Consider the following 13331-nt stretch of genomic DNA (forward strand, 5'->3'; position numbering starts at 1 on the left):
GAAGGCACCGGCGGCTTTTTCCTTTGCCTTGCCTCACGCGCGCCGCAGCGCCTTGGCCTCTCTGCGCCGGGCGTGCAGCACGGGTTCGGTATAGCCCGAGGGCTGCGTGGTGCCGGTCAGGACCAGATCGCGGGCAGCCTCGAAGGCCGGGCCATCGAAGCCCGGGGCCATCGGGGTGTAGTTCGGATCGCCCGCGTTCTGTTCGTCCACCTTCAGCGCCATGCGGCGCAGGGCGTCCTCGACCTGGTCGCGGGTGATCAGGCGCCGATCCAGCCAGTTCGCCAGCAGTTGCGCGCTGATGCGGCAGGTGGCGCGATCCTCCATCATCGGCACGTCGTCGATGTCGGGCACCTTGGAGCAGCCGACCCCCTGGTCCACCCAGCGGACCACATAGCCCAGGATCCCCTGCGCGCTGTTGTCCACCTCTCGCAGGATCTCGTCCTGCGGCAAGGGCGTGGCGCCCATCAGCGCCGGGGTCAGCAGCCCGTCCAGGTCGGGGACCGGCTTGCCTTCCAGTTCGTCCTGGCGCGCGGCGACATCGACCATGTGGTAATGCAGCGCGTGGAGCGTCGCCGCCGTGGGGCTGGGCACCCATGCGGTATTCGCGCCGGATTGCGGGTGCGCGATCTTGGCCTGCAGCATTTCCGCCAGCGCATCGGGCTTGGCCCACATGCCCTTGCCGATCTGCGCCTTGCCGCGCAGCCCCGCGGCCAGGCCGATCAGCACGTTGCGGTCCTCGTAGGCCTTCAGCCAGCCGGACTTGCGCGTCGCATCGCGCCCGGCAAAGGCGCCCGCCTGCATGGAGGTGTGGATCTCGTCCCCGGTGCGATCCAGGAAGCCGGTATTGATGAAGAACACCCGGTTGCGCAGCGCATGGATGGTCGCGGCAAGGTTGGCGCTGGTGCGGCGTTCCTCGTCCATCAGGCCCAGCTTGACGGTGTTGGCGGGCAGGCCCAGGATCTGTTCGACGCGGGCGAAGGTCCGGTCGGCGAAGGCGGCTTCGTCGGGACCATGCATCTTGGGCTTCACGACATAGATCGCGCCCACGCGGCTGTTGCGGGGGCCTTCGGTCTTCTTCAGGTCGTGGATCGCGCAGGCAACCGTAACCATCGCGTCCATCAGCCCCTCGGGCGTGTCCTGCCCGTTCAGGCGGACGGCATCGGTGGTCATCAGCAGGCCGACGTTGCGCACCAGCAGCAGCGCGCGGCCCGGCAGGGTGATGGTGCTGCCCTCGGGGCTCGTGATGTTCCGGTCGGCGGCCAGGCGGCGGGTCATGGCCCTGCCGTTCTTCTCGAAGGTGTCCGCCAGATCGCCCTTCATCAGGCCCAGCCAGTTGGCATAAACGCCGACCTTGTCCTCGGCATCCACGGCCGCGACGCTGTCCTCGCAATCCTGGATGGCCGTCAGCGCGGCCTCCAGGACCACGTCGCGCAGGCCCGACGGCGAGGCCGCGCCGATCGGGTGGTCGGGGTTGATGACCAGTTCGACATGCAGCCCGTTGTGGCGCAGGACCAGGGCCGTATCCCCGCCCTCGACGCGGCGGCCGACAAAGGCGGAGGGATCGCGCAGCGTCACCTCGGACCCTTCGATGGTGGCCGTCAGCCCCTCGGCATCGGCGCGATAGCCCGAGACATCGGCATGGCTGCCGGCGGTTAGGGGGAAGGTTTCATCCAGGAACTGCGCGGCGCGCGCCACCACGGCGTCGCGGCGCGCCGGGTCGATGCCGCCGCCGGAAGGGGGCGGCCCCATCACGTCGGATCCATAGAGCGCGTCGTAAAGCGACCCCCAGCGGGCATTCGCGGCATTCAGCGCAAAGCGGGCGTTGCTGACCGGCACGACCAGCTGAGGCCCGGCAATCCGGGCAATTTCAGGGTCGATCCGGCCGTTATCGATGGCAAAGGGCGCGGGTTCGGGGACAAGATAGCCGATCTCGGACAAGAAGGCGCGATAGGCGGCCACGTCCCAGGGCTGGTTGCCGCGCGCCTTGTGCCAGGCGTCGATCCGGGCCTGCAATTCGGCCCGCCGTTCCAGCAGGGCGCGGTTCTCGGTCGCGAATTCGGCCAGCAGTTCGGCGTAGCCCGACCAGAAGCGGTCCGCATCGACCCCGGTGCCGGGCAGGACGCTGCCTTCAACGAAGGCCGCCAGTTCCTCGGCCACGTCAAGGCCATGCCTCTGGGTGTAACGGGTCTGGGTCATCGTGCTGCTCCTTGTGCTGACCAGGCAACGGTATACCGTTGCGCACTTTCGCCACCCTTACGTCACGGGCCGCGTCTTTCCAAGGAGACGTGAAAAATTTTTCTGCCTTCTGGAAAAGGTGTCATGTCTTGACCTTTTCCGAAGTCCCCACCGTCGCCGTCGCCTGTCGGGCAGCCCCTTCGTCCTGGGCCTCGTCCCCGGCCTCGACGATCTCGCGGGCTTCCTCCTCGTCCTCGTCCTCGATGGCGGGGGGGTCCTCTCCGGCCAGGAAGTTGCCGAACTTTTCCCAGCCGGGCACATAATCGGCCAGCACCCGCAGCACGACCAGCACCGGCACGGCGATGATCATGCCGATCACCGACCACAGCCAGGCCCAGAGCGCGACGGCCAGGAACACGACAACGGTGTTCATCTGCAATCGGCGCGACACGAAATAGGGGGTGATGACCTGCCCCTCCAGGGCGGTCAGCAGCATATAGGTGCCCGCGACCATCATCGGCCAGAACAGGCCCGGCATGATGACCAGGGCCACCACCCCGGACAGGATGATCCCGGTGATCGCGCCCAGATAGGGGATGTAGTTCAGCACAAAGGCGCCCAGGCCGAACAGCAGCGCACCCGGCATCCCCCAGGCGAACATCGCCAGCCCGATGGCCAGGCCAAGTCCCGCGTTGATGATGGTGATCGCGCCCAGGTAATTGCCCAGCGAATCCTCGATCTGGCGCAGGGCCAGATAGGCGCTTCGCTTGTCGCTGAGCAAATCGAAGCTTTGCACGATCTTGAGATACAGAAGATCGCCCGAGGCCAGCATGAAGAACAACAGGAACAGCGTGAAGATCACCTGCCCGGCAATGGCGGGCGTGAACCTGATCAGCGATTCCAGGGGGCTGTCACCTGCTTCCTCGACCTTGATGGGGGGCGCCGCGGCGCCGTCGGGACCGCCCTCCTGCACCTCCTCGATCTTTTCGGCGGCCTCCTGGAACTGCTGGATCGACTGGCGCACCTCGTGGAGCTTCTGTTCAAGCTTCACGCTGATGGTGGGCAGGTTGTTGGCCGCCTGGTGGATCGGACCGCTGGCGGCAAAGGCGATCAGGGCAACGGCAACCACCAGGCCCAGGGTCACGATCGCGGCGGTCAGGGCGTCGGGAATGCCGCTTCGCCGGGCCAGGCGGCGCAGCGGCGTGAAGACAAAGAACAGCAGTCCCGCCAGCGTCACCGGCATCAGGAAATCGCGCCCGGCGGCGATGGCCGCAAAGGCCAGGATCAGGAAGATGCCGATGACGGCCCAGTTGGCGGCCCGCCCGCTGGCACCGCTGCCTTCGGATCTGAAACGTGGAAAGCTGAACTGCTTGGCGGCCACGGCCCTTGCGCCCCTCTTGCGTCAATGCCACGGCCCGAACGCAAACGGCGACCCGGACGTTCCGGATCGCCGCCAGATGCCATCCGGCAGGGCCGGATCAGATCGGGTGGTCGCCCGTCGCGTCGATCACGCGGGTCGGCAGGCCCAGATCGCCCAGCAGTTCCAGGAAGGGACGGGCGGGAAGCTCCTCGACATTGACCATCTTCTTCACGTCCCAAACCCCGCGCGCGACCAGGATCGCCGCCGCGACCGGAGGCACGCCCGCCGTGTAGCTGATGCCCTGGCTGCCGACTTCGTTGAAGGCTTCCTTGTGGTCGGCGACGTTGTAGATGAAGACCTCGCCGGGCTTGCCGTTCAAGCTGCCCTTGACCAGGTCGCCGATGCAGGTCTTGCCCTCGTAATCGGGCGCAAGGCTGGCCGGGTCGGGCAGCACCGCCTTGACCACCTTCAAGGGCACGACCTCCTGCCCCTCGGCGGTCCTGACCGGCTGTTCGGACAGCAGGCCCAGGTTCTTCAGCACCGTGAAGACGTTGATGTAGTGGTCGCCGAAGCCCATCCAGAAGCGCACGTCGGCGTCCTTGTAGCGGGCGGACAGGCTGTGGACCTCGTCATGGCCCGACAGATACGCCTTGCGCTTGCCGACGACGGGCAGGTCCCATTCGCGGCCCACCTCGAACATCTTGTTGGTCCGCCACTCGCCGCCCTGCCAGGAATAGACCACGCCGGTGAATTCGCGGAAGTTGATCTCGGGGTCGAAGTTCGTGGCGAACCAGCGGCCGTGGGAACCGGCATTGATGTCCACGATGTCGATGCTGTCGATCTTGTCGAAGTACTCGTCCTCGGCCAAGCGGGCATAGGCGTTGACCACGCCCGGATCGAAGCCCGCGCCCAGGATCGCGGTGATCCCCGCGGCCGCCACATCCTCGCGCCGCTTCCATTCGTAGTTGCCGTACCAGGGCGGCGTTTCGCAGATCTTGGTCGGATCCTCGTGGATGGCCGTGTCGATATAGGCGGCGCCCGCGCGGATGCAGCCTTCCAGCACGGTCATGTTGATGAAGGCCGTGCCCACGTTGATCACGATGCCCGCGTCCACTTGGCGGATCAGCGCTTCGACCGCGCCCGCATCCATCGCGTCCAGCGCATGGCTGGTGAAGGGCATCTGGTGGCCCTTGTCGCGCAGGGTCTGGATGATCGCGTCAGCCCGTGCCTGGGTGCGGTTGGCGATGTGCAAATCGCCGAATTCCGCAGCCTGTTGCGCCACCTTGTGCGCCACGACCTGCGCGACGCCACCCGCGCCGATGATGAGGACATTCTTCTTGGCCAATTACGGATCCTTTCCGGGGTTGCAGAGAGGGTGCCTTACGAAAGGCTGGACTTGTAGTCTTCATAAGGGAAGTCGCGGACGGTGCGAATGGTCCCGTCGTCTTCCCGGATGGCGATGGCGGGCATGGCGACGCCGTTGAACCAGTTCTTCTTGACCATGGTATAGCCCGCGGCATCCGCGATGCTGACCCGGTCGCCGACCTGCAGGGGCCGGGGGAAGCGCCCGTCGCCGAAGATGTCGCCCGCAAGGCAGGTCTTGCCCGCGATCTGGTATTCGTGGTCGCCGTCCTGCGGCAGCTTGGCCGTTTCGCGATAGATCAGCAGGTCCAGCATATGGGCCTCGATGCTGCTGTCCACGATGGCGACCTTCTTGCCGTTGTCGATGATGTCCAGCACGCTCACCTCCAGCGAGGTGGTGCGGGTGATGCTGGCCTCGCCCGGTTCCAGATAGGCCTGGACGCCGAAACGGTCCTGGAAGGACTTCAGCCGGTCGGCCAGCCGGTCCAGCGGATAGCCCTCGCCCGTGAAATGGATGCCGCCGCCCAGGCTGACCCAGTCCAGACGCTTCAGGACCTCGCCGAACTCGGCCTCGATGCGGGTCAGTTGCTGGTCGAACAGGTCGAAGTCGCGGTTTTCGCAATTGTAGTGGATCATCACCCCGCTGATCCGGTCCATCGCCGCCTCGAGGCGCGACAGGTCCCATTCGCCCAGGCGGCTGAAGGGGCGGGCCGGGTCGGCCAGGTCGAAGCCGCTGGTCGAAAAGCGCGGGTTCAGCCGCAATCCGGTGGTGACGCCACGGGCCTTGTCGGCAAAGCGGTCCAGCTGCGACAGGCTGTTGAAGATGATCTTGTCGGCATAGGACACCGCCTCGTCGATCTCGTGATCGGCCCAGGCAACGGAATAGGCGTGGGTTTCCTTGCCGAATTCCTCGTGCCCCAGCCGCAGCTCGAACAGCGAGGACGAGGTGGTGCCGTCCATGTAGTCGCGCATGAAGTCGAAGACCGACCAGGTGGCAAAGCATTTCAGCGCCAGCAGGGCCTTGGCGCCCGATGCCTCGCGCAGTTGCGCCACCTTTTCCATGTTGCGGCGCAGGGCGGCTTTGTCGATCAGGTAGAAGGGCGTCTGCAGTCCGGCCATGCGAAACCTTTGGGGGGCTTGAAGCGAAAGCGCCGATATAGCCACGGGCAAGGCTTTTCGCAAGAAAGCGCGACAGGCGGATGACAGCGGGTCAGATACCCGAGGCGAAGCGGCGGAATTCGCGTTTCAGCAGATCCAGTTCGGCGCGAAGCTGCGCGACCTCGGCCAGCAGGTCGCCGCTTGCGACCGCGCCCGCAATCAGGACCAGGTTGCCCAGGACCTGCGAAGCGGGGCTTTCGGGGTCGCCCGCCACCAGCAGCAGGCTGTGCACCCCGCCGTCGATGACCATGGCCGGAAGATCGGCCGCGACCGACCAGATGCCGGGACCTGCATCGCGCAAGGCGGCCTCGGCCACGACCTGGCCGCGATGGACCACGGACAGGCGGGCGGGCGGGCTGTCCGCCTGCAAGGCGCCGTGCCAGCAGCCGGCCGAAACACCGTGGCTTTCGAACTTCATCGCCCCTCCTCAGGTCTGGGCGCGCGGACGGTGCGACACCACCGCGTCGTTGATGCTGACCGCGTTCATCTGCGGCTGCTCGAAGATCAGGTCCAGCCAGGCCTTCTCGATGGAGCGGTTGGCCAGGCCGGCATAGGCCAGGTCGAATTCGGCCCGCCGCACCGCGCCCTGCCCTTCGACCGGATGGCCAAGCTGGCGCAGCATGGTTTCGGTATTCGGCCCCTGCACCAGGTTGAGGCGCGCATAGATGGTGATCGGGCATTCCGCATCCATCACCGTGTCAAGCTGCAGGATCCGGTCGGCACCCAGGCCTTCCAGCGCATCCTGCGGCAGGTCCAGCGCAAGGGACAGGAAGCTGCCGGAAAAGCCCAGAACCTCGATCTGCATCGCATAGCTTGCGCCCTGCCCCGGCTTCGGACGGGCCAGCTGGCGCAGGATCAGCGCGGCGTGCCGGCAATCGTGCCACAGGGCCGCGTCCTCGCCCAGGCGTTGGCCGCTGTCTGGCGCGACGACGGCCTGCGGGCTGATCCCGCCCCGCAGCAGGCGCGGGCGCCAATGCCAGTCCGTGCCGGGGGGAAGGTCATCGTCGGACAGCCCGTCCTTGCGCAGCATCCACGGGTCCGAAGCCTGCAGGAACCGCGACAGTTGGCGATGCAGGACCCGCGCCCGGTCCCGCAGTTCGGGATCGACGGGACGGGGCCTGCGGTCCTGCCTGTCCGCCAGAAGCGCCCAGTCCACATGATCCCGACCCAGCCCCAGGATGTGCAGCAACTGCTTGACCATTCAGGACCCCTTGCCCTTCCCCTATCCGGGATAGACCACAACCCTGAGGCGAGCAAGCATCACGCAACCAATTCGTTCAACCGGGCGGCCGAGACGAAATCTGCCTCGGTCAGCCCGCCCGCGTCATGGGTGGTGAAGGCCACCTCGCAGTAACCCCATCCGAACCGCACATCGGGATGGTGGTTCCGCTTGTTCCCCAGCCAGGCCGCCAGATTCGCCATCTCGACCGCCTTGGCAAATCCCTTGAATTCGAACCGCCGCGCGATGGCCTTGCCGTCCGGCGACAACTGCCAGCCGTCCAGTTCCGCAAGCCGCGCCGCAATCTCCCTTTCCTCCATGTCGGCTCCCTTCCTCACAACAGCGGCGAGGCCAGCGCCAGCAGGTTGTTGCGCAGCCTGCGCAGGACACCCCAGGCCCGGACCTCATGCAGGGTGATCTCTCGTGCGCGCTCGGCATAGCTTTCCTGCCGCGCGTCCAGTTCGGCCACGAATTCGCGGTCGAAGACGGCCATGTTGACCTCGTAGTTCAGCTCGAAGCTGCGGCGGTCAAGGTTGGCGCTGCCAACCATGCCCATGCGCCCGTCCACCGTCATGATCTTGGAGTGCAGCAAGCCGCCCTCGAACAGCAGGATCCGCGCGCCCGCCGACAGCAGGCCGTAATAGAACCCCTGGCTGGTCGCGCTGACGACAATGGAATCGTTGCGGGCGGGCAGGATCATCGTCACCTCGACCCCCCGGCGGGCGGCGGCGCAGACGGCGCCGTCCAGCGCCACGTCGGGCACGTAATAGGGCGTGGTGATCACCACCCGGTCGCGCGCCGCGTGCAGCATCCCCGCCAGGCAGTCGGAAATCGAGCCCTGCCGCCGGTCCGGCCCGCTGGGAATGACCTGCGCGACCTCGCCCGGATCGGCCACGGGGCCCACGGGCTGCAGCATGTCGCCCAGGTCCTTGCCAGTATAGCTCATCCAGTCGCCCAGGAAGACCGACTGGAACTGCCGCACGATCGGGCCCTCGGCCGACATCACGATATCGACCCAGGGGGCGAAGCGCGGCTTGATGGCGAAGGCCATGTCGGCGCAGTTGCGGCTGCCCGAAAAGGCGATGCGGTTGTCCACCACCAGGATCTTGCGGTGATTGCGCAGATCCAGCCGCCGGAACAGCACGCTGATGAAGGGCAGGCCCCAGGGAAAGGCCGTGACGCATTCGGCCCCCGCCTCCTGCATCAGGGTCCACAGCGCCGACCGCACCAGCCCGCGCGATCCCAGGGCATCGACGATGACCCGGCATTCGACGCCGCGCTGCGCCGCGCGGGCCACGGCATCGGCCACCTTCTGGCCGGAATGATCGGGCAACCAGATGTAGAACAGGATATGGACGTGATCGACGGCCCGGTCGATGGCGTCGATCAGGCGGTCCATGGCCTCGTCGCTTTCCTCAAGCAGGCGGATGCGGTTGCCCGACACGGCCGACATGCCGCCAACGGCCGCATTGGCCGCGACCACGGGCTGCGCGTAATTCGGCGGTTCCGCGATCACGGCGGGGTTCGGGATGCGCAGTCCGGTCAGGCGGTCGCGCACATCGGCCATGCGCTGGACCTCGGCCTGGTTCATGCGGACCTCTCCGAACAGAAAATAGGCCAGGATGCCGACCAGGGGCAGCGCCTCGATCACCATGATCCAGGCCAGTCGGACCGAGGGGTCCAGCCGCGGCCGGATCAGGACGCGCGCGATCAGGGCCAGCGTGACCGTCGTATGAAGCATGACGAAGAAAGAGGCCCACATGCCGCGCATCATTCCCGCCCGGCGCGGCAATTGCAATTCCCCCCGTCGCGGCCTATTTCGGGGGCTTGATAACAGCATGGGTCGCCCGCGAATGAACTGGATCACCAACTACGTCCGCCCGCGCATCAATTCGCTGTTCTCGCGCCGCGAGGTGCCCGAGAACCTGTGGACCAAATGCCCCGAATGCGGAACGATGCTGTTTCACCGCGAGCTGTCGGACAACCTGAACGTCTGCACGAATTGCGACCACCACCTGGCGATCAGCCCGCGCGACCGCTTCAAGTCGCTGTTCGACGGCGGCGCCTTTGTCGAGGTGAAGGTCCCCGAGCCGATCGCCGACCCGCTGCAGTTCCGCGACCAGAAGAAATATCCCGACCGGATGAAGGCCGCGCAAAAGGCCACCGGAGAGAAAGAGGCGATGCTGGTCGCCGAGGGAGAGATCGGCCGCACCCCCATCGTCGCCGCGGCCCAGGATTTCAGCTTCATGGGCGGGTCCATGGGCATGTATGTCGGCAACGCCATCGTCGCCGCCGCCGAGCGGGCGGTGAAGACCAGGCGGCCCCTGGTGCTGTTTTCCGCCGCCGGCGGGGCACGGATGCAGGAAGGCATCCTGTCGCTGATGCAGATGCCCCGCACCACCGTCGCGGTCGAGATGCTGCGCGAGGCGGGCCTGCCCTATATCGTCGTGCTGACCCATCCGACCACGGGCGGCGTCACCGCCAGCTATGCCATGCTGGGCGACATCCAGATCGCCGAGCCGAACGCCCTGATCTGCTTTGCCGGTCCCCGCGTAATCGAACAGACGATCCGTGAAAAGCTGCCCGAAGGCTTCCAGCGCGCCGAATACCTGCTGGAACACGGGATGCTGGACCGGGTGACGCATCGCAGGCAGATGCGGGACGAACTGATCTCGATCCTGCGCCTGCTGGGCGGCCTGCCCGCCCCCACCCGGGCCGACCTGCCCGCGCCCGTCGCCGAGCCGGTCCAGCCCGAACCCGCACCGGCCGAATAGGCTTCTTCTTCACGCAAATATCCCGGGGTCCGGGGGCTGGCCCCCGGCTTGTGCCGCAATGAGCCAATCCGACGCCATCCTTGACCGCCTGATGTCCCTGCACCCCAAGGTCATCGACCTGTCGCTGGACCGGATGCACCGCCTGCTGGCGGCGCTCGGGCACCCCGAACGCCGCGTCCCGCCGGTGATCCACATCGCGGGCACCAACGGCAAGGGCAGCACCCAGGCAATGATCCGGGCCGGGCTGCAGGCCGGGGGCGCGCGCGTCCATGCCTATACCTCGCCCCATCTGGCGCGCTTCCACGAACGCATCCGGCTGGCGGGCGAGCTGATCGCGGAAGCCGACCTTGCCGCCGCGCTGGAGGAATGCGAGGCCGCGAATGACGGCCAGCCGATCACCTTCTTCGAGATCACGACGGCGGCGGCCTTCCTGGCCTTCTCCCGCACGCCGGCCGACTACACGCTGCTGGAGGTCGGCCTTGGCGGCAGGCTGGATGCGACCAACGTGATCGACGCCCCCTGCCTGACCGTTATCACCCCGGTCAGCATCGACCACACGCAATACCTGGGCGAGACGCTGCCGCTGATCGCCGGCGAAAAGGCCGGCATCATCAAGCGCGGCGTGCCGGTGATCGTCGGCCCGCAACAGGACGAGGCGCTGCGCGTGATCGAGGCCCGCGCCTCGGGCCTGACGGCCCCGGTCTTCGCCCATGGCCAGCACTGGATGATCGCGCGCGATCGCGACGGCATGGTCTATCAGGACGACCATGGGCTGTGGGATCTGCCGCTGCCGAACCTGATCGGCCCGCACCAGATCCAGAACGCGGGGACCGCCCTTGCCGCGCTGCGCCATCTGGGCGCCACGGATGTCCAGGCCCAGGCGGCGGTGACGCAGGCCGAATGGCCCGCCCGGATGCAGCGCCTGAAGCATGGCCCCCTTGTCGATCTGGCGGGCCCGCAGGCGGAACTATGGCTGGATGGCGGCCACAATCCTGCTGGTGGCGAGGCCTTGGCCGCGACCCTGTCCGCCCTGCCGCCGCGGCCCACGCACCTGGTCTGCGGGATGCTGAACACCAAGGACATAGCAGGCTACCTGCGGCCCCTGGCCGCTCATGCCTGCTGGCTGACCGCCATCGACATCCCCGGAGAGCCGAACACCCTGCCTGCCGAGACGACGGCAGGGGTGGCCAGCAGCGTCGGCATGACCGCGACCACCGCAACCGACGCGGCAGCAGCCATCGGGGGGATCGTCAGCCGCGATCCCAAGGCACGGATCCTGATCTGCGGGTCGCTGTATCTGGCGGGGCGGATCTTGCGCGAGAACGGGTAACCGGGCCGCAGGCGCAGGTCGCAAGAGCAATGCGCGCGCCCCTGAACCGAACCTCTGCAATCCCGCCGCGCCTGAACGGGCTGGCTTGCCGGATCAGTCCGGATCCCGCCCCCATTGCGCATCCTGCATTTCCCGCAACCGGCTGGCGGTGCGCTCGAATTCGAAGCTGCCCTCGCCCTCGTTGTAAAGCTGCTCGGGCTGGTCGGCGCCGCTGGCGATCAGGCGCACCCTGGCCTCGTAAAGCGCGTCGATCAGGGTGACGAAGCGCTTGGCCTCGTTGTAGTTCGAGGCCGACAGCCGCGGGATGCCGTCGATCATCAGCACCTCGACCGCCCGCGACAAGGCCAGGTAATCGGCAGGCCCCAGCGGCTTGCCGCACAGATCCCAGAAGCCCGACCGCCCGACGCCGTTCGCAGACAAAGGCAGATCGAAGCTGCGCCCGCCGACCTCGATCCGCTGCGGGCTGCCCGGCGCGTCGCCGGTCAGTTCGGACCAGATCGCGTCCATCGCGGCCCTGGCCTGCGCATCCGCGGGGCAGAACCAGACGGGGCCGCCCGTCACCCGCCCCTGGCGGTGGTCGGTCCGGCTGTCCAGGCACAGGACCTCCAGCCGCTGCCGGATCAGGGCGATGAAGGGCAGGAACAGCTGCCGGTTCAGGCCGTGCTTGTAGAGATCCTCGGGCACCCGGTTCGAGGTGGTGACGATCACCACCCCCTGCTCCAGCAGGACCTGGAACAGCCGCCCCACGATCATCGCGTCGGCGATGTCGGTGATCTGCATCTCGTCGAAGCACAGCAGCCGGACCTTGGCCGCGACCTCCAATGCCACGGGACGCACGGTGTCCTGGTCGCCGCGCTGGCGCGCGCGGTTCAGGCCGGCCTGGATCTCCTGCATGAATTCGTGGAAATGCACGCGCCGCACGGGCACGGTCGCGGCCTCGGCCAGCAGGTCCATCAGCATCGACTTGCCGCGCCCGACGCCCCCCCACAGGTAAAGCCCCTTGGCCACAGGCGCGGCCGGCGGCGGGCTGCCGACCCCCAGGAAGGCCCGCCAGGCCGACCGCTTTTCGGGAACCGGGGCTGCGGCGACGTCCTCCAGGACCCGGTCCAGATGCGGAAGGACCGATTGCTGGGCGGCGTCGGGCCGGATCCGCCCTTCCGCCACGCGCTGCCGATAAAGTTCGCTGACCTTGCCCATGGCCCGCAACTGCCACGGATGCCGCGCGGCCCGCAAGGGCCAATGCTTGACCGCACGCGGCCCCCCGTGCCACCCCTGCGGGGCAACCGAAAGCGAAGCCATGCCCCCCAAGATCCCCAGCCTGATCGCCGACATTCCCGTCCTGTTCGTCATGGCGGCCGAGGCCGAATACGGCCCCGCCCTGCGCGCCCGGATCGACCCGCTGATCACCGGCATCGGCCCGGTCGAGGGCGCGGTCCAGTTGACCGCCGCGCTGGCGGCGATGGAGCGGCTGCCGCGCCTGATCGTCTCGCTGGGGTCCGCCGGCTCGGCGCGGCTCACCCAGGCCGAGGTTTATCAGGTCACGGCGGTCGCCTATCGCGACATGGACGCATCCCCGCTGGGGTTCGAGAAGGGGCGCACCCCCCTGCTGGATCTGCCCGTCCGCGTCGACCTGCCCCACAGGGTCGAGGGGATCGCGGCCGCCACGCTGTCCACCGGCGCAAACATCGTCAGCGGCGCGGGCTATGACGCGATCGCCGAGGACATGGTGGACATGGAAACCTTCGCCCATCTGCGCGCGGCCCAGCATTTCGGGGTTCCGCTGATCGGATTGCGCGGCATCTCGGACGGCGCGGCGGAATTGCAGCACCTGTCGGACTGGACGCAATACCTGCACATCATCGACGAGAAGCTGGCACTGGCCGTCGACCGGATCGCGGACCAGCTTGCGGACGGAAGTCTGATCCTTGCGCCCGCGCGCTTGTCCTGAGGGTC

At 67.4% G+C, this 13331-nt stretch carries 12 protein-coding genes; 3 read left to right on the forward strand and 9 right to left on the reverse strand.

Annotated elements, in window-relative coordinates:
• Nucleotides 1-33 precede the first annotated feature (33 nt).
• The 8 genes from OU682_RS02340 to cls all read right to left on the reverse strand — a co-directional run bounded on the left by OU682_RS02340 (nucleotide 34) and on the right by cls (nucleotide 9036).
• The gene (locus tag OU682_RS02340; RefSeq protein WP_268940457.1) at nucleotides 34-2196 is read right to left on the reverse strand and encodes a malate synthase G; all 2163 of its coding nucleotides are present in this window, start codon (nucleotides 2194-2196) and stop codon (nucleotides 34-36) included.
• Between the two features lie 121 nt (nucleotides 2197-2317).
• Nucleotides 2318-3556 carry an AI-2E family transporter gene (locus OU682_RS02345; protein WP_268940458.1) on the reverse strand — a complete coding sequence of 413 codons (1239 nt, stop codon included), beginning with the start codon at nucleotides 3554-3556 and terminating at the stop codon, nucleotides 2318-2320.
• Nucleotides 3557-3653: 97 nt separating this feature from the next.
• Nucleotides 3654-4880, reverse strand: a complete 1227-nt coding sequence (locus tag OU682_RS02350; protein WP_268940459.1) for a saccharopine dehydrogenase family protein — start codon at nucleotides 4878-4880, stop codon at nucleotides 3654-3656.
• Between the two features lie 35 nt (nucleotides 4881-4915).
• The gene (gene nspC / locus OU682_RS02355; RefSeq protein WP_268940460.1) at nucleotides 4916-6016 is read right to left on the reverse strand and encodes a carboxynorspermidine decarboxylase; all 1101 of its coding nucleotides are present in this window, start codon (nucleotides 6014-6016) and stop codon (nucleotides 4916-4918) included.
• Between the two features lie 91 nt (nucleotides 6017-6107).
• Nucleotides 6108-6473, reverse strand: a complete 366-nt coding sequence (locus tag OU682_RS02360; protein WP_268940461.1) for a hypothetical protein — start codon at nucleotides 6471-6473, stop codon at nucleotides 6108-6110.
• Between the two features lie 9 nt (nucleotides 6474-6482).
• A complete protein-coding gene (locus OU682_RS02365) occupies nucleotides 6483-7256 on the reverse strand; it encodes a DUF6478 family protein (RefSeq protein ID WP_268940462.1) in 774 nt (257 codons plus the stop codon).
• Between the two features lie 59 nt (nucleotides 7257-7315).
• Nucleotides 7316-7594 carry a 4a-hydroxytetrahydrobiopterin dehydratase gene (locus tag OU682_RS02370; RefSeq protein WP_268940463.1) on the reverse strand — a complete coding sequence of 93 codons (279 nt, stop codon included), beginning with the start codon at nucleotides 7592-7594 and terminating at the stop codon, nucleotides 7316-7318.
• A gap of 14 nt (nucleotides 7595-7608) precedes the next feature.
• Entirely contained in the window at nucleotides 7609-9036 is a 1428-nt protein-coding gene (gene cls, locus OU682_RS02375; RefSeq protein WP_268940464.1) for a cardiolipin synthase, read from the reverse strand.
• 91 nt (nucleotides 9037-9127) lie between these two features.
• On the opposite strand from cls, the gene accD reads away from it, so the two are divergent.
• Together accD and OU682_RS02385 are read left to right on the forward strand one after the other, a co-directional pair.
• Complete coding sequence (gene accD / locus OU682_RS02380) at nucleotides 9128-10048, forward strand: acetyl-CoA carboxylase, carboxyltransferase subunit beta (RefSeq protein WP_268940465.1); 921 nt, start codon at nucleotides 9128-9130, stop codon at nucleotides 10046-10048.
• Nucleotides 10049-10106: 58 nt separating this feature from the next.
• Complete coding sequence (locus OU682_RS02385; protein ID WP_268940466.1) at nucleotides 10107-11378, forward strand: bifunctional folylpolyglutamate synthase/dihydrofolate synthase; 1272 nt, start codon at nucleotides 10107-10109, stop codon at nucleotides 11376-11378.
• A 93-nt stretch (nucleotides 11379-11471) separates the two neighbouring features.
• Here the strand turns inward: OU682_RS02385 and zapE are convergent, their stop codons facing one another.
• Nucleotides 11472-12575: a cell division protein ZapE gene (gene zapE / locus OU682_RS02390; RefSeq protein ID WP_268940662.1), complete on the reverse strand. Its 1104-nt coding sequence runs from the start codon at nucleotides 12573-12575 to the stop codon at nucleotides 11472-11474.
• Between the two features lie 100 nt (nucleotides 12576-12675).
• On the opposite strand from zapE, the gene OU682_RS02395 reads away from it, so the two are divergent.
• Nucleotides 12676-13326 carry a 5'-methylthioadenosine/S-adenosylhomocysteine nucleosidase gene (locus OU682_RS02395; protein WP_268940467.1) on the forward strand — a complete coding sequence of 217 codons (651 nt, stop codon included), beginning with the start codon at nucleotides 12676-12678 and terminating at the stop codon, nucleotides 13324-13326.
• Nucleotides 13327-13331: the final 5 nt, after the last annotated feature.

Source organism: Paracoccus benzoatiresistens, from assembly GCF_026913015.1.
Classification (GTDB): domain Bacteria; phylum Pseudomonadota; class Alphaproteobacteria; order Rhodobacterales; family Rhodobacteraceae; genus Paracoccus; species Paracoccus benzoatiresistens.

Bases quoted from the DNA above. Each gene is read 5' to 3' on its own strand.
- OU682_RS02340 (WP_268940457.1), bottom strand. From the start codon at position 2,196: ATGACCCAGACCCGTTACACCCAGAGGCATGGCCTTGACGTGGCCGAG.
- nspC (WP_268940460.1), bottom strand. From the start codon at position 6,016: ATGGCCGGACTGCAGACGCCCTTCTACCTGATCGACAAAGCCGCCCTG.
- OU682_RS02360 (WP_268940461.1), bottom strand. From the start codon at position 6,473: ATGAAGTTCGAAAGCCACGGTGTTTCGGCCGGCTGCTGGCACGGCGCC.
- OU682_RS02365 (WP_268940462.1), bottom strand. From the start codon at position 7,256: ATGGTCAAGCAGTTGCTGCACATCCTGGGGCTGGGTCGGGATCATGTG.
- OU682_RS02370 (WP_268940463.1), bottom strand. From the start codon at position 7,594: ATGGAGGAAAGGGAGATTGCGGCGCGGCTTGCGGAACTGGACGGCTGG.
- cls (WP_268940464.1), bottom strand. From the start codon at position 9,036: ATGTGGGCCTCTTTCTTCGTCATGCTTCATACGACGGTCACGCTGGCC.
- accD (WP_268940465.1), top strand. From the start codon at position 9,128: ATGAACTGGATCACCAACTACGTCCGCCCGCGCATCAATTCGCTGTTC.
- OU682_RS02385 (WP_268940466.1), top strand. From the start codon at position 10,107: ATGAGCCAATCCGACGCCATCCTTGACCGCCTGATGTCCCTGCACCCC.
- zapE (WP_268940662.1), bottom strand. From the start codon at position 12,575: ATGGGCAAGGTCAGCGAACTTTATCGGCAGCGCGTGGCGGAAGGGCGG.
- OU682_RS02395 (WP_268940467.1), top strand. From the start codon at position 12,676: ATGCCCCCCAAGATCCCCAGCCTGATCGCCGACATTCCCGTCCTGTTC.